The following is a 24520-nucleotide window of genomic DNA, read 5'->3' as shown; positions in this document are numbered from 1 at the left end:
CTCAGGCCCGGATCGCCACCGCGAACAGATCGAGCGAGGCATCGATGTCACGGTCGGAGGAGTCGGCGACCTCGAAGTCCGCGGCGCCGACGCCCGCCACGTCGGCGACGAGGTCGTCCGGCCACGGCTCACCGGCGAGCGCTCGCTCGATCTGGGCGTCGATGAGCGATCCACCCCACTTCTCGTCGAGCGAGGCGAGGCGAGGTCCGTGATGCACGCCGAGCATCGACTCGATCGTGAAGCCGCCGTCGACGAGGAGTTCGGTGAGTTCGGCGGCGTCGAGCTCACGCGTGTGGAACGGGTTGAGCGGGGTGTCGCGGCCGGGGGAGAAGGTGATGCGGTTGGGCGTCGAGATCAGCAGTGCGCCACCCAGACGCAGTACCCGGTGGCATTCGGCGATGAACTGCGGCTGATCCCAGAGGTGTTCGATGACCTGGAAATTGACGACGATGTCCACCGCGGCGTCGGCCAGTGGAAGGTCGATGAGGTTGCCCTGATGGACCACGAGCCCGGGGTAGCGCCGCCGCGTGTGCTCCACCGCGGTGGCGTCGTAGTCGATGCACATGACCGACGACGCCCCGGCCGCGGCGAGCATCGCCGCTCCGTAGCCCTCACCCGAACCGGCCTCGAGGACATCGAGACCCGCGCAGCGCGCACGGATGTGGTGGTAGGCGATCTCGTGCCGCCGGAACCAGTAGTTCTCCGCGGGAATTCCCGGGACGGTCCGCTCGCCGGTGAGCGCGAGCTGCTGGTCGGTGTCGAGCGCCTCGAGACCACTCGCCCCGGCAACCGGCGGGGAACCAAGGTCAGCGTCAGTCATCTGACAGAGCGTAGGGCATGGGGTTCGGGGCCCTGGGTCGTCAGTACCGACCGAGCGACCGGTCGTGCTCATTGTGTGAGGTAGTCGATGTTTAGTGAGACCGGAGTAGAGGCTAAAGTGGGGAAGACCCATGGCCTTACCCGCCGGTAAGTTGCCGAACCCGATGCAGGAGGTCGACGAAGACCCATGACAAACATTGTCGTACTGATCAAGCAGGTTCCCGACACGTGGTCCGAGCGCAAGTTGTCCGACGACGACTACACCCTGGACCGTGAGGCCGCTGACGCCGTCCTGGACGAGATCAACGAGCGCGCCGTCGAGGAAGCGCTGAAGATCAAGGAGGCCGATGGGGGCGAGGTCACCATCCTGACGGCGGGGCCCGAGCGCGCCACCGATGCCATCCGCAAGGCACTGTCGATGGGCGCAGACAAGGCGATCCACATCAAGGACGACCTCATGCACGGCTCCGACGCGGTCCAGACCGCGTACGTGCTGGCCCGTGCGCTCGGCACGGTCGAGGGTGTCGAGCTCGTCATCGCCGGCAACGAGGCGACCGACGGCCGCGTCGGCGCGATCCCCGCGATGATCGCCGAATACCTCGAACTCCCGCACCTCACCCATCTCCGCAAGCTCACCCTGGAGGGCGAGACCCTCAAGGGCGAGCGTGAGACCGACGACGGCATCTTCCACGTGGAGGCGAGCCTGCCGGCGATCGTCAGCGTCAACGAGAAGATCAACGAGCCCCGCTTCCCGTCCTTCAAGGGCATCATGGCCGCGAAGAAGAAGGAAGTCACCATCCTCACCCTCGCCGAGATCGATGTCGAGGCCGGCGATGTGGGTCTGGAGAACGCGGGCTCCGTCGTGAACGCCTCCAGCCCGAAGCCGCCGAAGACCGCGGGCGAGCGCGTCACCGACGAAGGCGACGGCGGCACGAAGGTCGCCGAGTACCTGGTCGGCCAGAAGATCATCTGATCCTCTCCACGCAGACCACCGGCGAACCCCCAGACATTCAGGAGAAAACCAACATGGCAGAAGTACTCGTGCTCGTGGAGCAGGACGCCGAAGGCGCCCTGAAGAAGGTCACCAGCGAGCTCATCACCGCCGCCCGCGCTCTCGGCAGCCCGTCGGCAGTCGTCGTCGGCAAGCCCGGTTCGGCCGACAGCATCATCGACGGACTCAAGGAAGCCGGCGCGGAGAAGATCTACGTCGCCGAATCCGACGATGCGGGCAACTACCTCATCAGCCCGCAGGTCGACGTGCTGGCCTCGATCGCCGAATCGGCGTCCCCGGCCGGTGTCCTGGTCGCGGCGACCGCCGACGGCAAGGAGATCGCGGGCCGCCTGGCCGTGCGGCTGGGCTCCGGTGTCCTCGCCGACGTCGTCGACGTCCAGGAAGGCGGCGTGGGCATCCACTCCATCTTCGGTGGCGCGTTCACCGTCGACGCCCAGGCCAAGGGCGAGACCCCGGTGATCTCGGTCCGTCCGGGTGGCGTCGAGGCCGCTCCGCAGGCCGGTGCCGGCGAGCGTGTCGACGTCGAGGTCCCGGCAGCCGCCGAGGGCGCAGTCAAGATCACCAAGGTCGAGCCGAACGTGGGCGGCGACCGTCCCGAGCTCACCGAGGCGAGCATCGTCGTCTCCGGTGGTCGTGGTGTCGGTAGCGCCGAGAAGTTCTCGGTCGTCGAGGAGCTGGCAGACGCACTCGGTGCCGCCGTCGGCGCCTCGCGTGCCGCGGTCGACTCCGGCTACTACCCGGGCCAGTTCCAGGTCGGTCAGACCGGCAAGACCGTGTCGCCGCAGCTGTACGTGGCCCTGGGCATCTCCGGCGCCATCCAGCACCGCGCCGGAATGCAGACCTCGAAGACCATCGTCGCGGTCAACAAGGACGAAGAGGCCCCGATCTTCGAGATCGCCGATTTCGGTATCGTCGGCGACCTGTTCAACGTCGCACCGCAGCTGACCGAAGAGGTCAAGAAGCGCAAGTGATCTGCTGATCACCGCACGCTATCAACGCAGTACCCCGGTGACCCCCGACGTTCGCGTCGGGGGTCACCGCGCGTTCCGGGGTCGTCACCACCGGGCCATCTGCGAGGCGCGAATCCACCGGGGTGCGAAGCGAATTCACTCGAACCGCATCGACACGACACGCTGCGGTGGCCGCGGCGATGCCCGGTCTGGCTTTCATTGCGGTCATGAACGCCATGCAGTCCGCCGTCACCGACCGCGTCGCGCGCGACCGGTTCTCCCGCGCCGTTCCGTCAACCCTGTTGTCCGCCGGCCCGATCCGTGTCGTCGTCTCCGACGATCCGGCCGACATCGTCGCCGCCCAGGAGCTGCGCTATCGCGTATTCGCCGATGAGCCAGGCTTCTCCGACCGCATCGGCGACTCCGCCACCGGCCGCGATGCCGACCGCTTCGACGCCTTCTGTGAGCACCTCGTGGTCCGCCATGCCGACGAGGGCGTCATCGGCTGTGCGCGTCTGCTGGCCCCGTCACGAGCCATCGCCGCGGGCGGCTGGTATTCGGCGACCGAGTTCGACCTCCGGGAGATGAACGACATCGTCTCGGACACAGTGGAATTGGGGCGAGCCTGCGTTCACGCCGACCACCGCGACGGTTCGGTCACCGCACTGATGTGGGCGGCGCTGCTGCAGTACATGGATCAGGCGAACCACCGGTATCTGATGGGCTGTGTGTCGGTGCCGCTGTACAGCCCGGGAGAGCCGATGCCCGGTTCGGTGCTGCGCGCGGTCCGCGACCGCCTGAACGAGGACCATCGTGAGTCCGGGCGCCAGGCATTCCCCCTGACCGACCCGCGCATCGGCGGGCGCCCGCTCGAGAACGTCACGCCGTCGGAGACGATCGGGATGCCCCCGCTGATGCGCGGATATCTGCGCGTGGGCGCCCGGATCTGCGGGGAGCCGGCCGTCGACGACGTCTTCGACGTCGCGGATTTCCTCACGCTGCTCGACCGGGAGGGTACGAACAAGCGCTATCTCGATCGCCTGCGGTCGGCCGCCCAGAGGCTGGGCCGGGCCCAGACGGCGACCGATCCCGGACTCGCGGCACCATGACCGCGCTGCTGGCCGGCCCGGTCGCCACGCTGCATCCGTGGTTCCCGGTCAGCACCTGCGGCGAGCCGTGCATCGGCCCCAGGGTGTCGAGGCGGTTCGTCGCGGTCGCGGAGGCATCGATCGTGGCGTGGCGGCTGTGCCGTCTCCTCACGGTCGTGGTGTGGATCGTCTGGGCGGCACTGACCGCAGGCCTGGGCGCCCGGGCCAGGCGCCGTCCGGCACGTGCCCTGCGCGGTCGGGCGTCGCGCGCGTTGCTCGGAGCGCTGGGCATCGCCGTCGACATCGACGACCGGCGCCCCGATCCTGCCGCCGCGGGACTCGTCGTCGCCAACCACATCTCGTTCCTCGACGTCCTGGCGCTCGCCGCGGTCAGCCCGGCACATGTGGTCGCCAAATCTGACGTCGTCGACATCCCGGTCGCGTCCTCGCTCGCCGGCCGGTTCGGCGTCATCACCGTGGATCGCCACGCGTTGAGGAGCCTGCCCGCGACCGTCGGGCAGGTGGCGGGCAGGCTGACAGGTGGGGACCCGGTCATCGTGTTCCCCGAGGGCACCACGTACTGCGGGCGGACCGGCGGAACGTTCCGTCCGGCGTTCTTCCAGGCCGCGATCGACGCCGGGGTGCCGGTGTTCCCGGTCGGTCTGTGCTTCCGCGGCGTCGACGGGACCACGGCGACGGCCCCGAGTTTCATCGGGGCCGACACGCCGGTCGACACCCTCCGCCGTGTGTTGCGGGCCCGTGGTCTGACCCTCGGCGTGCGGGTCCATCCGGCCGAGCCGCCGGGCGCGGACCGGCGTGAGCTCGCGCGGCGCTGCGAGCGCGTGGTCAGCGGGGACACGGCCCGCCAGGAAAGTGACATCACCCGTTCTCTCATATAGGTTCCTCCGGACAGCGCCCGCGATGTGCGGGCCACCCGCAGTACCGCCAGGAGGCCGACGATGACGTCCACGCAGTCCCGAGAAGTGGCGCGCGCCAAGTTCTTCGAGCTCCGCGAGGTCGACGGCCTCGTCGACGACGCCGACCTCGACACGGTGTGGGCGGGCCTGGCGACGCTGCGGCCGGAGGAGATGCTGGGTGCGTGGAAGGGCGGCGAGTTCACCACGGGCCACGCCATCAACGGGATGCTGGGCAAGGCCGGTTGGTACGGCAAGACGTTCACCTCGCGCAGCGACGTGCAGCCGCTGGTGTGCCGCGACGAGAACGGCAAGCTCTACTCGAACACCAAGCTCGGCAAAGGTGAGGCCAGTCTGTGGGCCGTCGAGTTCCGCGGGGAGATCACCGCGTCGATGATCTACGACGGCCAGCCGGTGGTCGATCACTTCAAGCGTGTCGACGATACGACCGTCATGGGCATCATGAACGGCAAGGGCGGCGTCGTCGACGGCCGGCACCTGTACTTCTACCTCGAGCGCGTCTGAGGTCGCCGGCGACCCGTCGCGAGTGCCCGCGGCGGCGCGTGACCAGCGTCTGACGACGACGGCGGGCGGTTGCGGAATTTGTCGGCGACCAACACGCGTTTATCCTTGCTAGCGATGCCCGTGCCAAGCCGACCGCCCGTGAAGGCGACTGTCTACCTCGATCATGCCGCTTCGACGCAGATGCTGCCCGAAGCCGTCGAGGCGATGACCGCCGTCTTCACCCAGCCGGGCAATGCGTCGTCCTTGCACGGGTCGGGCCGCACGGCTCGTCGCCGGCTGGAGGAGGCGCGTGAGGCCATCGCCGCCGCGGTCGGTGCCCGGCCCTCCGAGGTCATCTTCACCGGCGGCGGCACCGAATCGGACAATCTCGCGGTCAAGGGCATCTACTGGGCCCGTCGGCGCGCCGACGCACGGCGTCGTCGGATCATCACCTCGGCGGTCGAACACCACGCCGTGCTCGATCCCGCCCAGTGGCTCGTCGACGAGGCCGACGCCGAGCTGGTGCTCCTGCCCGTCGACGCCCACGGCGTGGTCTCGACCGCCGATCTGCGCGCCGAACTCGAGGTCAACGCCGACCAGACCGCGCTCATCTCCGTGATGTGGGCCAACAACGAGGTCGGCTCGATCCAGCCGATCGCCGACATCGCCGCACTCGGCGCCGAATTCGGGGTACCGGTGCATTCCGACGCGATCCAGGCGGTCGGGCATCTACCGGTCGACTTCGCGGCGAGCGGGTTGTCGGCACTGAGCCTCACCGCCCACAAGTTCGGCGGGCCCCAGGGCGTCGGCGCCCTGCTGCTCGGTCGCAACGTCGACTGTGTGCCGCTCCAACACGGCGGCGGTCACGAGCGTGACGTGCGCTCCGGCACACAGGACGTCGCCGGGGCGGCAGGTATGGCCGCCGCACTGACCTGGTGTGTCGAGCACATGGCCGAGAACACCACTCACGTACGTTCGCTCCGGCGGCGCCTGAGTGAGGTCCTCCTCGGGATCGACGGGACGACCCGCAACGGGCTCGACGGCGACGGCTGCCTCCCCGGCACCGTGCATGTGTCCTTCAGCGGCTGCGAGGGGGACTCGCTGCTGATGCTGCTCGACGCCAAAGGCGTCGAATGTTCCACCGGATCGGCGTGCACCGCAGGCGTCGCGCAGGCCAGTCATGTCCTCCTCGCGATGGGACTCGACATGGCCGACGCCCGCTCGTCGTTGCGGTTCTCCCTGGCCCATACCAACACCGAGGCCGACATCGATGCGGTCGCCGAGGTCATCGACGAGGTCGTGGACCGGGCGCGTGCCGCGGGCCTCGTCTCCGCGCCCGGCGGAAGGACTACCTGATGCGTGTACTGGCAGCCATGAGCGGCGGCGTCGACTCGGCGGTGGCCGCGGCCCGGGCGGTCGACGCCGGCCACGAGGTCGTCGGCGTGCACCTCGCGTTGTCCACCGCACCCGGCGCGCTGCGCACGGGTTCGCGCGGGTGCTGCTCCCGTGAAGACGCCTCCGACGCGCGCCGCGCCGCCGATGTGCTCGGTATCCCGTTCTACGTCTGGGATTTCGCCGATCGGTTCAAGGACGACGTCATCGACGAGTTCGTCGAGGCCTACGCCGCGGGTCGTACACCCAACCCGTGCCTCACCTGCAACGAGAAGATCAAGTTCGCGGCGCTCGCCGACAAGGCCGTCGCGCTCGGGTTCGACGCGCTGGCCACCGGTCACTACGCACGCCTTGTCGACGGTGAGCTCCGGCGCGCCGTCGACGCCGACAAGGACCAGTCCTACGTGCTGGCCGTGCTGACGCAGGCGCAGCTGTCGCGGGCGCTCTTCCCGATCGGGGACACCCCCAAGAGCGAGATCCGCGCCGAGGCCGCACGGCGCGGTCTGGCGGTCGCCGACAAGCCCGACTCGCACGACATCTGCTTCATCCCCAGCGGCGACACCCGCGCCTTCCTCGGCGCCCGCATCGGCGTCCGGCCGGGTGCCGTCGTCGACGCCGCGTCCGGTGAGCGCCTCGCCGACCACGACGGCGTCCACGGGTTCACCATCGGGCAGCGCAAGGGCCTCGGTATCGACGCCCCCGCCGCCGATGGCAAGCCGCGCTACGTCACCGAGATCGACCCAGAGGCAGGCACCGTGACCGTCGGTACGGCCGCGGACCTGCAGGTATGGGGCATCACCGCCACGCGCGTGGTCTGGACCTCGGGTGTCACCCCGGACGAGCCCTTCGACGCCATGGTGCAGGTCCGGGCGCACGGCGGTCTGGCGCCCGTGCTGGCCACGCCGACCACCGTCGACGACGAGCCCGCCATCGACATCGTCCTGCGCGAACCCCTCACCGGTGTGGCGCGCGGCCAGGCCGCGGTGCTGTACCTGCCCGACGCCGACCGCGGCGATCAGGTGGTCGGCTGCGGGCGGATCGCCACCACCTCGTCGCAGCCGACGGCTGTGGCAACCCGGTGACCGCACTCGACCTGCCCGCAGGCATCGGAACCGGTGTGGGTTCGATGCCCGGCACCGATCCGCGGGCCGCGGCGACCGTGGTCAACGGCGAACTCGACTTCGCACATCTCGTCGAGCTGCCCGACCGCGGGATCGGCGCCGACCTGATCGGCCGCATGGCCGCCATCCTCGTCGACCTCCCGATGGACACCGCGACCTGGGGTTACCGTCTCGCGCAGCGACATTCGCGTCTGACCCGGCGTGCGGCCGACCTGCTCGCCGAGGACCTCGACGTCGTCGAAGAGCTCTGGGAGACAGCAGGATTCGTCGGTACCGGGCGGCCGTTCAAGGTGCAGGTGGCCGGTCCGTTCACCACCGCCGCATCGGTGGAGCTGGCCAACGGGCACCGTGTGCTCAAGGACCAAGGGGCCGTGCGGGACATCGTCGCCTCGACCGCGGAGGGCCTGCGCGAGCACGTCGGCGAGGTCGTCCGCAGGCTCGGTGCGCGGGTCGTCGTACAGCTCGACGAGCCGATGATCGGGCAGGTCATCGACGGCACCGTCAAGCCGCTGACGCGGTTCGACCCGATCCGTGCCGTCCCGGTGATCGACGTCGCCCGGGCGCTGACGGAGCTGGTCGAGCACGTCGAGGTCCCGGTGGTGCTGCACGACTGCGGCGGCCCGCGCTGGGATCTGCTCGAACACCTACGCGGAGTCGCCTACTCGGTCGACGTCAGCAGGCCCACCGACGCCGACCTCGACGGCATCGGCATGCTCATCGACCGCGGCGATGTGCTGGTGGCCGGCTGCGTACCGTCCATTGCCTCTGATCGGCCGATCAACGCCGAGACCGTCGCCACCGGCCTCGCGGCGATCACCGATCGCATCGGGTTGAACCGGAAGGTGTTGTCGGAGAACGTCGTCGTGACACCGACCTGCGGACTGGCCGGGGCGTCGGAGAGCTGGGCCAAGAAGGCTCTCGCGGTGTCCGCCGAAGCAGGTCAGCTGCTCGCCACCGACCCCACGGCGCTGTGACGCCGTAGAGCCGACGCCGTAGAACTTCTGCGGAACCGCCCCCGCCGGAACTATCCTGCGAGGGTGCCGCATCCGATCATGTTCGACGACGCCGACCCGATCCTGGGCCGTGTTCGACAGATCGCTCTCGCGCTTCCCGACGCCACCGAGGTCGTCGCACACGGCCGCCCGACGTTCCGGTGCGGCAAGATGTTCGCCAACTACGGCGGCGGCCTCAAGGGCGGCAAGGTCCGCCACGACCAGTCGATCCTGTTCATCCCGGACGAGTCGGAGAAACCCGCGCTCGAAGAGGACCCGCGGTTCTACGTACCCGCCTACTACGGTCCCTACGGCTGGCTGGGGCTGATCCTGGACGACGACACCGCGTGGGACGAGGTCGCCGAACTCCTCGACGCCAGCTACCGGCAGGTCGCGCCGAAGCGGTCGCTGGCGAAGCTCGACTCGACCGGGCGCTGATAAGGGCGCAGCGCGGCTCGCTGCGTGTGACAGCTGTGCCCGGTGAGCCGCCGAAAGTTCATCCAGGTGAGCACCAACGAAGGGCGTATTGCCCTTGGAAGGCGCTGAGATGGACGAGATTTTCGCCGGTGCCGGCCTGCTGTCCCGCATCCACCCTCCGAGTCGCGCTCTCCGCATCCGCCAAAGACGTCGCGCGAGTTCATTCCGCGGCGCCGATGGGGTTTGTCCGCAAGCTCCGGGCTCGTCAGTGCGAGCGGCGGGTTGCTCGGTGAGCTCCGGACTCGCTGTCCGAGCACTCCGATACCCTCGGACCGTGGCAGAAAAGACGGAGTCGGGGCGGCCGGCGACCGAGCAATCGGGACCCGAGGGAGACCTGCGCGAGGAGTGGACGGCGCTCGCCGAGGAGATCCGCGAGCATCAGTTCCGCTACTACGTGAAGGATGCGCCGGTCATCACCGACGGCGAGTTCGACGAGCTCCTGCGACGCCTGCAGGGCCTCGAGGACGCCCACCCCGAACTGGCCACACCCGACTCACCGACCAAGCTCGTCGGCGGCGGCTTCTCCACCGCGTTCTCCCCGGTCGACCATCTCGAGCGGATGATGTCGCTGGACAACGTCTTCGACTACGAGGAGATGCGGGCCTGGGTGGACCGCGTCAACGCCGACGCCGGAGCGCAACCCGACTTCCTCTGCGAACTGAAGATCGACGGTGTGGCCCTCGCCCTGGTCTACCGCAACGGTGTCCTCGAGCGCGGTGTCACCCGCGGCGATGGCCGCACCGGCGAGGACGTCTCCCTCAACGCGCGCACCATCGCCGACATCCCCTCGCGCCTCACCGCGTCGGAGGACTATCCGATCCCCGACGTCCTCGAGGTCCGCGGTGAGGTGTTCTTCCGCGTGAAGGATTTCGAGGCACTCAACGCCTCGCTGGTCGCCGACGGCAAGGCCCCGTTCGCCAACCCCCGCAACTCGGCCGCGGGGTCGCTGCGGCAGAAGAACCCGCAGGTCACCGCGCGTCGGAAACTGCGGATGATCTGTCACGGTATCGGTCACACCGAGGGGTGGCGGCCGGGGTCACTGCACGACGCCTACCTCGCGCTCGGTGCATGGGGTCTGCCGGTGTCGACGCACACCACCAAGGTCTCGGGCGTCGGGGAGATCATCGACAAGATCACCTACTGGGGCGAACACCGCCACGACGTCGAGCACGAGATCGACGGCATCGTGGTGAAGGTCGACGACTTCGGTGTGCAGCGCCGGCTCGGGTCAACCTCCCGTGCGCCGCGGTGGGCGATCGCATACAAGTACCCGCCGGAAGAGGCGACGACCACGCTGCTCGACATCCAGGTGGGCGTCGGACGCACCGGCCGCGTCACCCCGTTCGCCGTGCTCGCACCGGTCCTCGTCGCCGGGTCGACGGTCTCCCGCGCAACTCTGCACAACGGTTCGGAGGTCATACGCAAGGGCGTGCTGATCGGTGACACCGTCACGATCCGCAAGGCGGGCGACGTGATCCCCGAGGTCCTCGGACCCGTCGTCGACCTGCGGGACGGCACCGAGGTGGCCTTCGAGATGCCGCAGCGGTGTCCGGAGTGCGGCACTGAGCTGCGTCCGGAGAAGGAGTCCGACGTCGACGTCCGGTGCCCCAACCAGGAGGGATGCCCGGCGCAGTTGCGGGAGCGGCTGTACCACCTGGCCGGGCGCGGTTCCTTCGACATCGAGGCCCTCGGCTACGAGGCCGCTACCGAGCTGCTCTCGGCGAAGGTGCTCGCCAACGAGGGCGATCTGTTCTCGCTGACCGCCGACGACCTCGCCCGCACCGAACTGTTCACCACCAAGGACGGTGCGCTGTCGGCGAACGGCAAACGGCTGCTGGCCAACCTCGACAAGGCCAAGGACGTCCCCCTGTGGCGGGTGCTGGTGGGTTTGTCGATCCGCCATGTCGGCCCGACCGCGGCACGCGCGCTGGCCACCGAATTCGGTTCGCTGGCGGCGATCGAGGCCGCCGACGTGGAGCAGCTGGCCGGCGTCGAAGGGCTGGGAATGACCCTCGCACAGTCGATCCACGACTGGTTCGCCGTCGACTGGCATCGCGACATCGTCGAGAAGTGGCGTGCCGCAGGCGTTTCCATGGAGGATGAACGGGATGAGTCGATCGAGCGCACGCTCGAGGGCAAGACCGTCGTGGTGACCGGCTCGCTGGTGGACTTCTCCCGGGACGGCGCCAAGGAGGCGATCCTGCAGCGCGGTGGCAAGGCCTCGGGTTCGGTGTCGAAGAAGACCGACTACGTGGTGGTGGGGGAGTCGCCGGGCAGCAAGGCCGACAAGGCCGAGCAGCTCGGTGTGCCCGTTCTCGACGAAGATGCGTTCAAGCGGCTGCTGGAGACCGGCAGCGCGGACTGAGTCTCAGCCGAGCGCAGCGTCGAAGGCGCGGTAGGCCCGCTGGTCGAACAGGACGAAGCGAACCTCGGTGATCGTGGTGTCCGCAACCTCCGAGCGCACCGTGTCGACGGCCTTGCGTGCGCCGTCGTCCATCGGCCAGCCGTACACCCCGGTGGAGATGGCCGGGAACGCGATCGTCGATGCACCCAATTCCGTTGCGACACGGAGAGACTCGCGATAGCAGGAGATCAGGAGATCTGAGCGGTCCTCGTCGCGGGAGTACACCGGGCCGACGGTGTGGATGACCCACCGCGCGGGTAGGTCCCCGGCGGTGGTGGCGACGGCCTCGCCGACGGGGAGCCCGCGCTTGTAGGGTCCCGCCCGCAACTCCTTGCACTCGGCGAGGATCGCCGGTCCGCCGCGACGGTGGATGGCGCCGTCGACCCCGCCGCCGCCGAGGAGTGTCGAATTGGCGGCGTTGACGACCGCGTCGACCGACTGCGTGGTGATGTCTCCCTGCACGAGCGTGATGGAGGTCATTGCTCCATCATCGCCGTCAACTCTCGGCGCGCAACACCGTGCTGACGATTCCCGCCAGATAACCCAGTCGGGCGACCTCGGACGGCCGGAAATCCGGGCCTCCGATCCGGCCGAGCAGGATTGCCTTCGCGTCACTCCCCAGCGGAGCGGCCGCGAGGCGGGTGTCCATGTCCTGCCACGCGCCGGGAACCCAGTCGCCCTCGGCGTCGAGCTCCACCGCGTGTTCGAGCGGCAACCAGTCTGCGCGCGTCAGCGGTGTCTCGGGCGCGCCCGAGGAGCCGAAGAGCTGCAGCACACCGCCGCTGGCACGGGTGATGACCATCGCCCAGGAGACGCGCAGGACCCGGGGCGCGTTGTCGACGAGGACCTGCAGCCGGTCACGTCCCGCGGTCGCGACCTGATCGACGAGTTCGAGCTCGCGATGGGTGTCGAGCACACCCGAGTACGGCCGGATGGAATCCACACGGACGCCGTTCACCTTCTCGGCGGCGGTGATCAGGCTGTCGGGCAACGAGCCGGGCGCGACCTCGACGACGAGATCGTCGACCGCATAGCCGTTGCCGCGTTCGACGACCTCGAGGGAAAGGATGTCTGCGCCGACAGAGCCGAGCTGCACGGCGAGCACGCCGAGACTGCCCGGCCGGTCTTCGAGGTAGACCCGCAACAGGTAAGACACTGCGCCATTCTCGCACCCGCACTCTCCGCGCGCGCACCGCCGGGGGATGGGTGGAGGGTGCGCGGGGAGTGCAAGCGGTGGCTGGGGTGAGCGGACTCGGCGGGTTCCCATAGGCTGGACACGCACCTTGCGACGCCTCGGCGACGCGCGGTGCGACTGACGGAGCAAGTGTTGGAAGGAAGGACGCTGACGGTGGCTGGCGAACCGAAGTCCATATCGCGTGACGAGGTCGCGCACCTGGCGCGACTGTCGCGACTGGCGCTGAGCGAGGACGAACTCGATGTCTACGCCGAGCAGCTGGACTCGATCCTGACGCACGTCGCGTCGGTGTCGGAGGTGGCCGCCGACGACGTCCCGGGCACCGCGCACCCCGCGCAGCTCGCCAACGTGTTGCGCCCCGACGTCGTGGTGCCCGGCCTGAGCACCGCTGAGGCGCTCTCCGGCGCGCCGGCCGTCGAACAGGACCGTTTCGCCGTCCCGCAGATCCTGGGAGAAGAACAGTGAGTGCCGAGTCGAGTGCCGCAGCTCCTCGTCCCGCCGGTGACCTGACCGGTCTGTCCGCCGCCGAACTCGCCACGAAGATCGCGACCCGCGAGGTCAGTTCGGTGGAGGTCACGCAGGCCCACCTCGACCGCATCGCCGAGGTCGACGGTGAGCTCGGTGCGTTCCTGCACATCAGCGGCGCCGAGGCCCTCGTCGCGGCCAAGGCGGCCGACGACGCGATCGCCGCGGGTGACGCCGTGTCGTCGCTCGCCGGTGTGCCCATCGCGCTCAAGGACGTCTTCACCACCACCGACGCCCCCACCACCTGCGGCTCCAGGATCCTCGAAGGCTGGGTACCGCCCTACGACGCCGCGGTCACCGAACGTCTTCGCTCCGCCGGCATCCCCATCCTGGGCAAGACGAACATGGACGAGTTCGCGATGGGCAGCTCGACGGAGAACTCCGCCTACAAGATCACCCGAAACCCGTGGGACCCCAGCAAGATCCCCGGCGGTTCCGGCGGTGGTAGTGCCGCGGCCCTCGCGTCGTACCAGGCGCCGCTCGCGATCGGCACCGACACCGGCGGTTCGATCCGGCAGCCGGCCGCGGTCACCGCGACCGTCGGCGTCAAGCCCACCTACGGCACGGTCTCGCGCTACGGTCTCGTCGCGTGTGCCTCCTCGCTCGACCAGGGCGGCCCGTGCGGGCGCACCGTCCTCGACACCGCCATGCTCCACGAGGTGATCGCCGGACACGATCCGCGTGACTCCACCTCCATCGACGTGCCGGTGCCCGACGTCGTCGCGGCCGCCCGTGCAGGCGCCGAGCAGGACCTCGAGGGCGTGCGGATCGGTGTGGTGAAGGAACTGCAGGGCGAGGGCTACCAGTCCGGCGTGCTCGACTCCTTCCACGAGGCCGTCAAGCTCCTCACCGAACGCGGCGCCGAGGTCGTCGAGGTCAGCTGCCCGCATTTCACCTACGCTCTCGGCGCGTACTACCTGATCCTCCCGTCGGAGGTGTCGTCGAACCTCGCCCGCTTCGACGCCATGCGATACGGCCTGCGCGTCGGCGACGACGGTTCACATTCGGCCGACGAGGTCATGGCACTCAGCCGGGAAGCCGGTTTCGGTCCAGAGGTCAAGCGCCGCATCATGATCGGCACCTACGCGCTGTCGTCGGGGTATTACGACGCCTACTACGGACAGGCCCAGAAGGTGCGCACGCTGATCTCGCGCGACTTCACCACCGCCTTCGAGAGTGTCGACGTCCTGATCTCGCCGACCACACCGACCACCGCCTTCCCGCTCGGGGAAAAGGTCGACGACCCGCTGGCCATGTACCTGTTCGACCTGTGCACCCTGCCGGTGAACCTGGCCGGGATCGGCTCGATGTCGGTGCCGTCGGGTCTGTCCAAGGACGACGGGATGCCGGTGGGTCTGCAGATCATGGCTCCCGCATTGGCCGACGACCGGCTCTACCGGGTCGGCGCGTCGTATGAGGCCGCCCGCGGCGACATCGTCTGACAACCCAGGTCCGCGGAACGGACCATCGGCAGCTGTGCCTGGTCGGTGCCGTACCGGTGGCCGACACCTGCCGATCCGTCGAGCGCGTCGAGCAGGTCGACGCTGGCCTGCAGGAAGCTGACCACCGGTATCCAGGGCACCACCGGTACCCGCGGCCCGCGTAGGCGGGTGTCCTCGGCGGTCGGCGGCGGGCGCCACAGCGTGGCCGTCGACCAGCGCGGGACCGGGTCGCTGTGGTTGACCACGACGGTCCGCGCCGAATCCGACGTCGGGGCCACCGTGCCCGCGGGCGGCGCGGTCAACACCGTCGAGTCGAGCCGCGACGGGCGATGGTCCTCCAGCCAGATGCGGGCGGCGTCGGCACCCACCGCCCCGAGGCTCTGCCCGTAGAGCACCACTCGCGGTCCCGCGGCGGGTTCGCGATCGTCGAGCGCGCCCACCAGGCGGCGCACCACCGCGATCGCCGAATCGGCGGCCAGGGACCGTTCGGCCACGAAGGCCCGCCACGAGGGGACGTCGGCGTAGGGGAGCGTCACGATCCGCACGTCGCCGTCGAACCTGCGGACGAAGCCGTCCACGGCTGTCCGGTCGACCCAGCCCGAGCCGGTCGGGACCGCCACGACCACGGCCCGTGCCGACGCGCCTCCATGGCGAAACCACTTGTCCACCAAAGCGGTTGCGGCGCCGTCGAAGTCGCCGGGGTTGAGCTCGCCGCGTAGCACGCGGGAGTCGTCGGCCGAGGCGGCTACGGGGGAGGTCGGGGGATTCTTCCCCTCGGCGCCGGCGGGGGCGAGGAACCCCGCGGTCAGCGCCATCGCCGACGCCGCGACGACGGCTGTGGCGCGTGGCACGGCCACGACCGCCACGACGAGTGCGGCCGGGACGAGCGTGACCGCCGCGCACCACCCGAGTCCGACCGGTGCGGCACCGACCGCACCCCGGATCATGTTCTGCCACCAGGCGGCGACACCGACGGTGGCCACCAGAACCACCACGGCGCAGCCGAAGACGACGCGCCGCGCCCGGACGTCCGGGTCGCCTGCGGAGCGACCCGCCCACACCATGCCGAGGATCGCACCGAGCGCGGCGAGCGCCGCGGTCAGGCCGGCCGTCGTGGTCGCGTCCCGCGGAAGGGTCCCGGGGTACAGGGCCACGGCGTGGGCGAGTACCACCGCGACACTGATCGCCGGGTGCGGCCATCGACGAAAAGCGTTGACAACCAACGGTCTTCTGTCTTCCGCAGTCACGACGCACTCTCCTCGTCCCGCGCGACGAATGCTCGCTCGATGGTGGTGCCGACCAGCGCCGGGACCGACTCGTCGCGCGCCGGGGGTCCGCCGTACTGGCGCCAGGTGTTCCAGGCCAGGCCGATCCGCGCACCGTGCGCGGCAGCGGTGCACGCCGGCGAACCGCATGACCCGTACATCCGGTCGACGAGCATGCGGTCCAGGGAGAATCGTGCCCAGGCGCCCAGCGGGGCGCCGTCGGACCGGGCCGCCCGCAGCAGGTCGTAACCGAAATCGTGTGTCCGACACAGCGGTGTGAAGGTCGCCGGGAGCGGGACCGGTGACGAACAGCTCCCTTCGGGATCGGCCGGGTATCCGTCGATGAGCGTGGGGATGTAGCCCAGCGTGGCCGCGAAGGTCTCGGGCAACAGCTCCAATGCGGAAGCGGGTTCTGGTCCGAGGAGCGCGACGACCGTGGCCGCATAACGATTGCCGGAGTCGCGCGCGGCCGCGATAGGCGTGGTGTCGGGGACCGGTCCGGCGACCGCGTGGGCCGTCGAGAATGACTGGGCGGCACAGAGGATCGACAACGACAGCGCGGCCGTCCACCAGTATGCGCGGCGGCGCGGTCGTTCCGCCGCGCCGGGGCGGGAACGTCGAAAGGCATTGTCCGGTGGGCATTCCCGATGTGTCGAGGGTTCGGTCATGGTCGTCGACGCTATGGTGGCAGACCGCGAACCCACATCGTTCGGTCGGAGGTGTGGGGCCTGCGCCGATGGCCGGTTCGCCGCATCTCGAGGCGCCACCTGCGCACGAGGCGGTCTCCCCCGAAAGTATGAGGACCGTCGGAGGCCCACCAACATAGGGTGAGGGACATGTTCGGATATCGCAGGCATCTGCGCGCGGCGGGCACCGACCTCGTGCAGTGGGCATCGACGGCGCCGGTGGCCCAGGACCCCGCGGTGCGCTCCTACTTCGCCTCGCGCATCAACTGGTTCTTCCTGTTCGTGGCCGTGGTCATGTACTCGATCTCGTGGCCCACGCTGATGCTCACCCACTCGGTGCCGGCGTTCGCCCTGCCCGTCATCGCCGCGTTCGCCGCGCTGCCGATAGCATTCGCGTGGTCGGCGCCGCTGGCCGCCTGGACGGTCTCGGTGGTGTCGGCGCAACTGATCGGCATCCTCGTGCCGGCGCACGATTCGTGGGACCTGGCGATCCAGGTCACCCACTTCATCGAGGTGCTCGTCCTCACGTTCATGGCGTTCCTGCGGTGCCCGCTGCGCTGGGTGCCGGTGGTCTGGGTGTCGACCGGGCTGGTGGTGGCCTACGCGGTGCAGCCCACCGCCCGGGTCGGCTGGATCGTGGGCATCTCGGTGCTCGCCGTGGTCGTGGCGCTGCTGCGCGGACTGATGGCCTCCCGGCGCCAGCTGGCGGCGCGGACCAGACAGACCGAGGCGGCCGAGGCCGAGTCCGCCGTCCTCCAGGAGCGCACGCGCATCGCGCGGGACCTGCATGACGTGGTGGCGCACCGGATGTCGATGGTGGTGGTGATGTCGCAGACCGCGCGCTATCGCCTGCCCGACGTGAGCCCCTCGGCGGCAGCCGAATTCGATGCCATCGCCGACGCCGCCCGCATCTCCCTCGACGAGGTCCGCCAGCTGCTCGGCGTGCTCCGGGTCGAGGGTGTCGACACCGACGCGATGCCGAACCCCGGACTGGCAGAACTGGATTCCCTGGTCGCCGAGACCCGGCGGGCCGGCGCGGACGTCGCGTTGACCCTCGACGTCGACGCCACAGCGGTGGGGGAGTCCGCTGCCCTGGTGATCTATCGGATCGTGCAGGAGTCCCTCGCCAACGCCACCCGCCACGCGCCGGGCGGGCGGGTCGAGGTGGCCGTGACCGGCGGACCGGACGATCTCGTCGAAGTGGCCGTGGTCAACTCGGCCGCGACCGGCGAACCCCTCCGGATCGGCGGCAGCGGCGTGGGCATCTCCGGCATGATCGACCGGGCGAAGGCCGTGGGCGGCTCACTTTCGGCGACCCCGACCCCGGCCGGGGGATTCGCTGTGCGCGCGCGGATTCCGGCGGTGCCGCGCAGAGGCGGTGGGGTCGTCGACGGCGCGTCGCTGACACATGTGACGGGTCCGGTCGAGCCGCCGCGTGCGGAGCGGTAGCGTAGCGGGGGTGCCGATCACCGTAGTCATCGCCGACGATCAGGCCATGGTGCGTCAAGGATTTTCGGCCCTGCTCGCCGCGCAACCCGATCTCTCGGTCCTGGGGGATGCGGCCGACGGGGTCGAGGCCGTCGAGGTGTGTCGCCGTGTCCGGCCGGACGTGGTCCTCCTCGATGTGCGGATGCCGCGCAAGGACGGCCTGTGGGCCGCAGAGCAGATCCTCGCGGCGCACAGCGAACCGCCCACCCGGGTGTTGATGCTCACCACTTTCGACATCGACGACTATGTCTACGAGGCGCTGCGGATCGGTGCGTCGGGTTTTCTGCTCAAGGATGCGCCCGCCGACGAACTCGTCCGCGCGGTGCGGGTGGTCGCCGCGGGCGAGGCTCTGCTGGCACCGTCGATCACGCGCCGCCTGATCGCCGAGGTCACCGCGAAACGCCGACGGCCGTCGCGCGACGGCACACTCGCCACGCTCACCCCGCGCGAACGCGAGGTGCTCGACCTGGTGGCCGACGGCAAGTCCAACGCCGAGATCGGCGCCGACCTGTACGTCACCGAGCAGACGGTGAAGACCCATGTGAGCAGTCTCTTGGGCAAGTTGCGCCTCCGAGATCGCGCACAGGCAGTGGTGTTCGCCTACGAGAACGGCATCAAGTGATTTCGCGACCAGCGGGCGGGGAACCCGGGCACTAGATTGGACGTGTTCGTGCGCGCGGTTTCTGCGGAACGTCTCGACAGGGAAGGTCTCAACCACATGGCCAAGAGGTTCGGCATTCTCACCTCCGGCGGTGACTGCCCCGGGCTCAACGCAGTCATCCGTGGGGCGGTGCTCAAGGGCGAAACGGTCTACGGCCACGAGTACGTCGGGTTCAAGGACGGCTGGGCCGGACTGGTCTACGGCGACATCGTCGAACTGAACCGTTCGACGGTGCGTGGCCTGTCCAACCAGGGCGGCACCATCCTGGGGACCAGTCGCTTCGGCCCGTACTCCGAACCGGACGGCGGCCCGGACAACATCAAGAAGGTCCTCAAGAACCTCGAGATCGACGGTGTGATCGCGATCGGCGGCGAGGGCACGGCAGCGGCGTCCAAGCGACTGTTCGACGACGGCATCAACATCGTCGGTGTCCCGAAGACCATCGACAACGACATCGACGCCACCGATTACACCTTCGGGTTCAACACCGCGGTGGAGATCGCGACCGAGGCCATCGACCGGTTGCGCACCACCGGCAACTCACACAAGCGCTGCATGGTGCTCGAGGTGATGGGACGCCACGCCGGGTGGATCGCCCTGCACTCGGGGATCGCCGGTGGCGCCCACGTGATCCTGATCCCGGAGAACCCGGAGAGCCTCGATCAGATCTGTGCGTGGGTGACCAGCGTCAAGGCGCGTGGCCGCGCGCCGATGGTGGTGGTGGCCGAGGGATTCACACTTCCCGACATGGACGAGGCGTACTCGACGAAGGGACTCGACGGGTTCAACCGGCCCCGGCTGGGCGGGGTCGCCGAGATGCTGGCCCCGGTCATCGAGGAGCGGACCGGCATCGAGACCAGGGCCACGGTCCTCGGCCACATCCAGCGCGGCGGCGTGCCGTCGGCCTTCGACCGTGTCCTCGCCACCCGCATGGGCATGGCGACCGCCGATCTCGTCGCCGAGAAGGGCTGGGGACAGATGGTCGCGCTCCACGGCACCGACATCGCCCGGATCACCTTCGACGAGGCGCTCGGCGAGCTCAAGACGGTGCCGCGGGACCAGTACAAGGAGATCCGGGTCATCTTCGGGTGACCCGGCGGCGTCAGAGGACGGTCGGAACGGTCGTCTCGACCGGCCTGCGGGGGATGACGATCCACAGGGCCAGGTAGAGCAGCACCTGCGGGCCGGGCAGCAGCAGCGACAGGATGAACAGGACGCGGACGAGCGTCGGGTCCCAGCCCCAGCGTTCGGCGATGCCGCCGCAGACACCGCCGAGCCACGCGTTCGACCGCGAACGCATCAGGCGGGGGGTTGCGGGTTGGGTGCTGGTCATGGTGATCCTCCTCGTCGGGTGATGTCTTCGACGCTAGGGTCCGAGGTCGCGTCGGGACATCGGTGATCACCCTGAACGTTCCCCTGGGATATGGCCGCATAAACTGGCACCCATGACTTCCGCCGCCGTCGAACTGTTGGAGTACGACGAGGTCATCGCCGCTTTTGATCCGGTGATGGGCCTCGAGGTGCACGTCGAGCTGGGGACCGCGACCAAGATGTTCTGCGGCTGCCCCACCGAATTCGGCGCCGACCCCAATACCCAGGTGTGCCCGGTGTGCATCGGCCTGCCGGGTTCGCTACCGGTCGTCAACGCCAAGGCCATTGAATCCGCGATCCGTATCGGGCTCGCGCTGAACTGTTCGATCCGGCCGTCGAGCGTGTTCGCGCGGAAGAACTACTTCTACCCGGATCAGCCGAAGAACTACCAGATCTCGCAGTACGACGAGCCCATCGCCTTCGACGGGTACCTCGACGTCGTGCTCGGCGACGGGACCACCTGGCGTGTCGAGATCGAGCGTGCCCACATGGAGGAGGACACCGGTAAGTCGCTGCACATCGGCGGTGCCACCGGCCGAATCCACGGCGCGAGCCATTCGCTGCTCGACTACAACAGGGCCGGCGTGCCGCTGGTCGAGATCGTCACCCGGCCCATCGAGGGAGCCGGGGAGCGCGCACCGGAGGTGGCCCGCGCGTACGTGTCGGCGTTGCGTGACCTGCTCAAGTCGCTCGAGGTGTCGGACGTGCGCATGGACCAGGGGTCGATGCGCTGCGACGTGAACCTGTCGCTGAAGACCAGGGACGCCGCCGAGTTCGGCACCCGCACCGAGACCAAGAACGTCAACTCGCTCAAGAGCGTCGAGGTGGCGGTGCGCTACGAGATGCGGCGTCAGGCGGCGATTCTCACCGCCGGCGGCGAGATCGTCCAGGAGACCAGGCACTTCCACGAGACCGACGGCACCACCTCGGCCGGCCGCCGCAAGGAGACCGCCGAGGACTACCGGTACTTCCCGGAGCCGGATCTGCCTCCGGTGCAGCCGGATTCGGCGTGGATCGAGGAACTGCGCGCGACCCTGCCGGAGCTGCCGTGGTTGCGCCGCGCCCGAATCCAGGAGGAATGGGGCGTCTCCGACGAGGTCATGCGCGACCTGGTCAACGTCGGCGCGGTCGACCTCATCATCGCCACCGTCGACGCCGGCGCCTCACCCGAGGCGGCGCGCGGCTGGTGGGTGTCCTTCCTTGCACAGCAAGCCAATTCGCGTGAGGTCGAGCTCGCCGACCTGGCCGTCACGCCTGCACAGGTGGCCGAGATCATCGGGCTGGTCGACGAGGGCAAGCTCACCACCAAGCTCGCCCAGCAGGTGGCCACCGCCGTGCTCGACGGCGAGGGCGAGCCGGCCCAGATCGTCGCCGACCGCGGCCTCGAGGTGGTCCGCGACGACTCGGCCCTGCAGAAGGCCGTCGACGACGCGCTCGCCGCCAACCCCGACATCGCCGACAAGATCCGTGGCGGCAAGGTCGCCGCGGCCGGCAAGATCGTCGGCGACGTCATGAAGGCCACTCGCGGGCAAGCGGATCCGGCGCGGGTGAAGGAACTCGTCATCGCCGCCTGCTCGTAGGGTCCCGTCCCCGCGCGCGGCGACGGGCCCTGACGAGCTCAGGTCCGGTCGTTGCCGCCACCGGACGGAAGGAAACGGAACACGCGGTCGTCGGTCGGCTTCGCGATGCCCACCTGCTTGTTGACGGTGGCGACCTGCAGCAGCCCGTTGGGGAGAGCGGCCATCCGTCCCAGCGCGCCGTAACGCCGGTCGAGTACCACGACGGGCGCGGTGATGGTCGGCTCCTCACGTGTCGGCTCGTTGATGCCCTCGATGCGCTGCGTGCGCGTCGTCGACACGTAGATGTTCCCGCCTGCCACACCGCATCCGGCGATCTGCGGCTTGTCGGGCCATGTCCACAACACCTTGGGGCCGCCCTCCTCGAGGACCTGCACCCGGTCCTCGGTGGCCTTCTGGTCGGCGATGTAGATGGTTCCGGAATTCGCGTTGGGGCACAACGACACAGTGGAGCCGAACCCGGAGGCGACGACAGCCGGGCGAGGGCTGGCTCCCGAGGTGAACGAGGTGACCAGCAGGATCTTGCCCGCGAGCGACGACGGGTCGTCGGCGGCAGCCGGATTGCCCGCATCGCCGGTGGCCACCACGAGTTCGGTCGGCGACCGGAAGAACATCGCGCCCATGTTGCCGGTGGCGCCCTTGGGAATCCCGGTCAGGATCGGCTTCGGCACGTCACCGGGGGCCAGGCGAACGATGCGGTTGTCCGACGGCGTCGTGATGAACGCGTAGATCAGGCGGTCCTGAGAGTAGGTGGGGGAGAAGGCGAAATCGATCAGCCCGCCGTCGCCAGAGGCGTCGACCGGGGTCTCGCCCAGAACCCGCTGCGGCCCATAACGCTTGGTGGTGATGATCCTGCCCGTCGTGCGTTCGGCGACGACGGTGACCTCACCTTGTTCGTCGCCGGGCATCACCCCGCCGGTCGACGCAAGACAGGTCGCGATCACCGCGGGATCGGGGTCGACGCACGGCCCGGTGGGCGGCGGCTGGGTCTCACGCGGGGTCTCGGGCGGGGGCGTCGGTTCGGCCTGACCGCTCGGACGGTTGTTGGGGCTGAACGCCCCGGCCTCACGCTGACGGTCCTCGGAGGTGAAATCGGCGCATCCGCCCACCGCGAGGGCCACCACCGTCAACGCCGCCACCAACACCTGCCATCGGACCCGAGACCGACGATGCAGCGACGAGGGTGAACTCATCCGATCGGCATCGCCGCGCCGGCCCGTCGGCCGCCCCTTCCACATGGCGTCCACAGTAGTGGTGCGCCGACTCACCCCGCCGGGGTGCGGTCGACGGCACGGGTGAACCTCTAGAGTCGGGCATGTGAGCGAACGCGACACATCAGGCAGAAGCGAGCGCGACACATTCGGTGCCGGCGCGACCAGCCCCTACGACGAACCGACCGGACAGATCGAAGTCCCGGGCCCCGCGGCCGGTACCCCCGGGGGACCGGATGCGCAGGTACCGCCGGCTCCCGCACCGCCGCCTGTGGCCGACCGCGACGACTTCTACACCCGCCACGCGCGGCGCTCGCCCGCACCGTATTCGCGGGTCGACGACCTCGACGACCTCGATCCCGGCGACGTCGAGACCCGTCAGGTGCACGGCGCGGGAAACCGGGTGCCGCCCGCCCAGGTGCCCACTCCGGCCGCGGGCGCGCCCGCACCGGCCCCGTCTGCACCGAACCCGCCTGCACCGAACCCGCCTGCACCGAACCCGACCGACGACTTCGAGACCGTCGAGTTCGCGCGCACACCGACCCCCACGTCTACCGGCCCCGCCGATGACACGGTCACCACCCCGGAGCCCGCGCTGCCACCGGTCGGCACATCCCGCTACGACTTCCTCGACGACGAGGACGACCTGGCCGGGACGTCCACCCGTGGCGCCCGGTCGTCGGATACGGCACTGCTCGACGACGCTCCGCCGGCCGATGACGCAGGGCGCACACGGCGCCGGTTCGGTCGTCGACGCCGGGACGACCTCGACGACGCCCGGTCCTCGGCGGCCGACGAGGACCTCGAAGACGCGCTCGCCAAGTCACGACGCGGCACCATCGACCTCGGACTCCTGCTGCTGCGCGTCGCGCTCGGCGCGGTCGTCGGCGCGCACGGGCTGCAGAAGCTGTTCGGCCTGTGGAACGGACCGCGCCTCGGCGGGTTCGAGTCGATGCTCGTCGACGGCGGCTTCAACGCCGACTACGCCCAGATACTCGCGATCGTCGGGGCGCTGTCGGAAACGGTGGGCGGGTTGATGGTGATCCTCGGCCTGCTGACGCCCATCGGGGCGTCGGCGATCCTGGGCACGATGCTGGTCGCAGCGGCCTACAAGATCTCGGCGGCAGGCGGATTCACGTTCTTCGCCGCTGCCGGCGGTGTCGAGTTCGAACTCTTCCTGGCGGTGGCAGCCGCCGTGGTCATCCTCACCGGGCCGGGCCTGTACTCGCTGGACTACCCGCGCGGCTGGGCCCGTCGGCCATTCGTCGGCTCGTTCCTCTGGCTGATCGTCGGCGCCGCGGCAGCCGTGGCCGTGTGGATACTCGCCAACGGCACCAACCCGCTCAACTGACTGAGCGCTACTTACACGACAGTGAGGGGAACGTATCGGAATCCGATACGTTCCCCTCACTTTTCGTTCATCGGT

24 protein-coding genes are annotated in these 24520 nt (G+C 69.5%); 17 read left to right on the top strand and 7 right to left on the bottom strand.

Going from position 1 to position 24520, the window contains the following annotated elements:
- Position 1: 1 nt before the first annotated feature.
- On the bottom strand, positions 2-820 hold the full coding sequence (locus H1R19_RS15830; protein WP_219849521.1) for a class I SAM-dependent methyltransferase: 819 nt from the start codon (positions 818-820) through the stop codon (positions 2-4).
- A 186-nt stretch (positions 821-1006) separates the two neighbouring features.
- Between H1R19_RS15830 and H1R19_RS15825 the strand changes: the two genes are divergently transcribed.
- The 10 genes from H1R19_RS15825 (at position 1007) to ligA (ending at position 11634) form a co-directional block, all read left to right on the top strand.
- A complete protein-coding gene (locus H1R19_RS15825; RefSeq protein WP_188327620.1) occupies positions 1007-1792 on the top strand; it encodes an electron transfer flavoprotein subunit beta/FixA family protein in 786 nt (261 codons plus the stop codon).
- A 53-nt stretch (positions 1793-1845) separates the two neighbouring features.
- The gene (locus tag H1R19_RS15820; protein ID WP_188327621.1) at positions 1846-2802 is read left to right on the top strand and encodes an electron transfer flavoprotein subunit alpha/FixB family protein; all 957 of its coding nucleotides are present in this window, start codon (positions 1846-1848) and stop codon (positions 2800-2802) included.
- 179 nt (positions 2803-2981) lie between these two features.
- Positions 2982-3890 carry a GNAT family N-acetyltransferase gene (locus H1R19_RS15815; RefSeq protein WP_219849520.1) on the top strand — a complete coding sequence of 303 codons (909 nt, stop codon included), beginning with the start codon at positions 2982-2984 and terminating at the stop codon, positions 3888-3890.
- On the top strand, positions 3887-4768 hold the full coding sequence (locus tag H1R19_RS15810) for a lysophospholipid acyltransferase family protein (protein WP_219849519.1): 882 nt from the start codon (positions 3887-3889) through the stop codon (positions 4766-4768). The genes H1R19_RS15815 and H1R19_RS15810 overlap by 4 nt, the downstream gene beginning before the upstream one ends.
- 60 nt (positions 4769-4828) lie before the next feature.
- Complete coding sequence (locus H1R19_RS15805; RefSeq protein ID WP_188327624.1) at positions 4829-5308, top strand: DUF4334 domain-containing protein; 480 nt, start codon at positions 4829-4831, stop codon at positions 5306-5308.
- A gap of 114 nt (positions 5309-5422) precedes the next feature.
- On the top strand, positions 5423-6643 hold the full coding sequence (locus tag H1R19_RS15800) for a cysteine desulfurase family protein (RefSeq protein ID WP_219849518.1): 1221 nt from the start codon (positions 5423-5425) through the stop codon (positions 6641-6643).
- Positions 6643-7761 (top strand): tRNA 2-thiouridine(34) synthase MnmA, encoded by a 1119-nt coding sequence (mnmA, locus tag H1R19_RS15795; RefSeq protein WP_219849517.1) that lies wholly within the window; start codon positions 6643-6645, stop codon positions 7759-7761. The genes H1R19_RS15800 and mnmA overlap by 1 nt, the downstream gene beginning before the upstream one ends.
- Positions 7758-8774: a uroporphyrinogen decarboxylase/cobalamine-independent methonine synthase family protein gene (locus H1R19_RS15790; protein ID WP_219849516.1), complete on the top strand. Its 1017-nt coding sequence runs from the start codon at positions 7758-7760 to the stop codon at positions 8772-8774. Before mnmA ends, H1R19_RS15790 begins: the two co-directional genes overlap by 4 nt.
- 63 nt (positions 8775-8837) lie before the next feature.
- A complete protein-coding gene (locus H1R19_RS15785) occupies positions 8838-9230 on the top strand; it encodes an MmcQ/YjbR family DNA-binding protein (protein WP_188327628.1) in 393 nt (130 codons plus the stop codon).
- A gap of 313 nt (positions 9231-9543) precedes the next feature.
- Entirely contained in the window at positions 9544-11634 is a 2091-nt protein-coding gene (gene ligA, locus H1R19_RS15780) for an NAD-dependent DNA ligase LigA (protein WP_219849515.1), read from the top strand.
- Between the two features lie 3 nt (positions 11635-11637).
- On the opposite strand, the gene H1R19_RS15775 is transcribed toward ligA, so the two are convergent.
- Positions 11638-12153, bottom strand: coding sequence for an O-acetyl-ADP-ribose deacetylase (locus H1R19_RS15775; protein ID WP_188327630.1), 516 nt, complete (start codon positions 12151-12153; stop codon positions 11638-11640).
- Positions 12154-12169: 16 nt separating this feature from the next.
- Positions 12170-12829, bottom strand: coding sequence for an ACT domain-containing protein (locus tag H1R19_RS15770; RefSeq protein ID WP_188327631.1), 660 nt, complete (start codon positions 12827-12829; stop codon positions 12170-12172).
- 192 nt (positions 12830-13021) lie between these two features.
- Between H1R19_RS15770 and gatC the strand changes: the two genes are divergently transcribed.
- A complete protein-coding gene (gene gatC / locus H1R19_RS15765; protein ID WP_188327632.1) occupies positions 13022-13333 on the top strand; it encodes an Asp-tRNA(Asn)/Glu-tRNA(Gln) amidotransferase subunit GatC in 312 nt (103 codons plus the stop codon).
- Positions 13330-14835 carry an Asp-tRNA(Asn)/Glu-tRNA(Gln) amidotransferase subunit GatA gene (gatA, locus tag H1R19_RS15760; RefSeq protein ID WP_219849514.1) on the top strand — a complete coding sequence of 502 codons (1506 nt, stop codon included), beginning with the start codon at positions 13330-13332 and terminating at the stop codon, positions 14833-14835. Before gatC ends, gatA begins: the two co-directional genes overlap by 4 nt.
- On the opposite strand, the gene H1R19_RS15755 is transcribed toward gatA, so the two are convergent.
- Both H1R19_RS15755 and H1R19_RS15750 read right to left on the bottom strand, forming a co-directional pair.
- A complete protein-coding gene (locus H1R19_RS15755; RefSeq protein ID WP_219849513.1) occupies positions 14787-16082 on the bottom strand; it encodes an alpha/beta-hydrolase family protein in 1296 nt (431 codons plus the stop codon). The two genes, gatA and H1R19_RS15755, sit on opposite strands and share 49 nt — an antisense overlap.
- Entirely contained in the window at positions 16079-16768 is a 690-nt protein-coding gene (locus H1R19_RS15750; RefSeq protein WP_244970722.1) for a hypothetical protein, read from the bottom strand. Before H1R19_RS15750 ends, H1R19_RS15755 begins: the two co-directional genes overlap by 4 nt.
- A 168-nt stretch (positions 16769-16936) precedes the next feature.
- Between H1R19_RS15750 and H1R19_RS15745 the strand changes: the two genes are divergently transcribed.
- The 3 genes from H1R19_RS15745 to H1R19_RS15735 all read left to right on the top strand — a co-directional run bounded on the left by H1R19_RS15745 (position 16937) and on the right by H1R19_RS15735 (position 20027).
- Positions 16937-18235 (top strand): sensor histidine kinase, encoded by a 1299-nt coding sequence (locus H1R19_RS15745; RefSeq protein ID WP_219851712.1) that lies wholly within the window; start codon positions 16937-16939, stop codon positions 18233-18235.
- A gap of 10 nt (positions 18236-18245) precedes the next feature.
- A complete protein-coding gene (locus H1R19_RS15740) occupies positions 18246-18896 on the top strand; it encodes a response regulator (protein WP_188327636.1) in 651 nt (216 codons plus the stop codon).
- Between the two features lie 96 nt (positions 18897-18992).
- Positions 18993-20027 carry a 6-phosphofructokinase gene (locus tag H1R19_RS15735; protein ID WP_188328026.1) on the top strand — a complete coding sequence of 345 codons (1035 nt, stop codon included), beginning with the start codon at positions 18993-18995 and terminating at the stop codon, positions 20025-20027.
- A 10-nt stretch (positions 20028-20037) separates the two neighbouring features.
- Here the strand turns inward: H1R19_RS15735 and H1R19_RS15730 are convergent, their stop codons facing one another.
- Positions 20038-20268, bottom strand: coding sequence for a PspC domain-containing protein (locus tag H1R19_RS15730; RefSeq protein WP_188327637.1), 231 nt, complete (start codon positions 20266-20268; stop codon positions 20038-20040).
- 112 nt (positions 20269-20380) lie between these two features.
- On the opposite strand from H1R19_RS15730, the gene gatB reads away from it, so the two are divergent.
- A complete protein-coding gene (gatB, locus tag H1R19_RS15725) occupies positions 20381-21886 on the top strand; it encodes an Asp-tRNA(Asn)/Glu-tRNA(Gln) amidotransferase subunit GatB (RefSeq protein WP_219849512.1) in 1506 nt (501 codons plus the stop codon).
- Positions 21887-21924: 38 nt separating this feature from the next.
- Here the strand turns inward: gatB and H1R19_RS15720 are convergent, their stop codons facing one another.
- The gene (locus H1R19_RS15720; RefSeq protein ID WP_188328027.1) at positions 21925-23028 is read right to left on the bottom strand and encodes a PQQ-dependent sugar dehydrogenase; all 1104 of its coding nucleotides are present in this window, start codon (positions 23026-23028) and stop codon (positions 21925-21927) included.
- Between the two features lie 172 nt (positions 23029-23200).
- On the opposite strand from H1R19_RS15720, the gene H1R19_RS15715 reads away from it, so the two are divergent.
- Positions 23201-24445 carry a DoxX family protein gene (locus H1R19_RS15715; protein ID WP_219849511.1) on the top strand — a complete coding sequence of 415 codons (1245 nt, stop codon included), beginning with the start codon at positions 23201-23203 and terminating at the stop codon, positions 24443-24445.
- Positions 24446-24520: the final 75 nt, after the last annotated feature.

This window comes from Gordonia jinghuaiqii, assembly GCF_014041935.1.
In the GTDB taxonomy this organism is placed as follows: Bacteria; Actinomycetota; Actinomycetes; order Mycobacteriales; family Mycobacteriaceae; genus Gordonia; species Gordonia jinghuaiqii.
The sequence above is the reverse complement of the archived record's forward strand: the minus strand, read 5'-3'. Positions and strand labels throughout refer to the sequence as shown.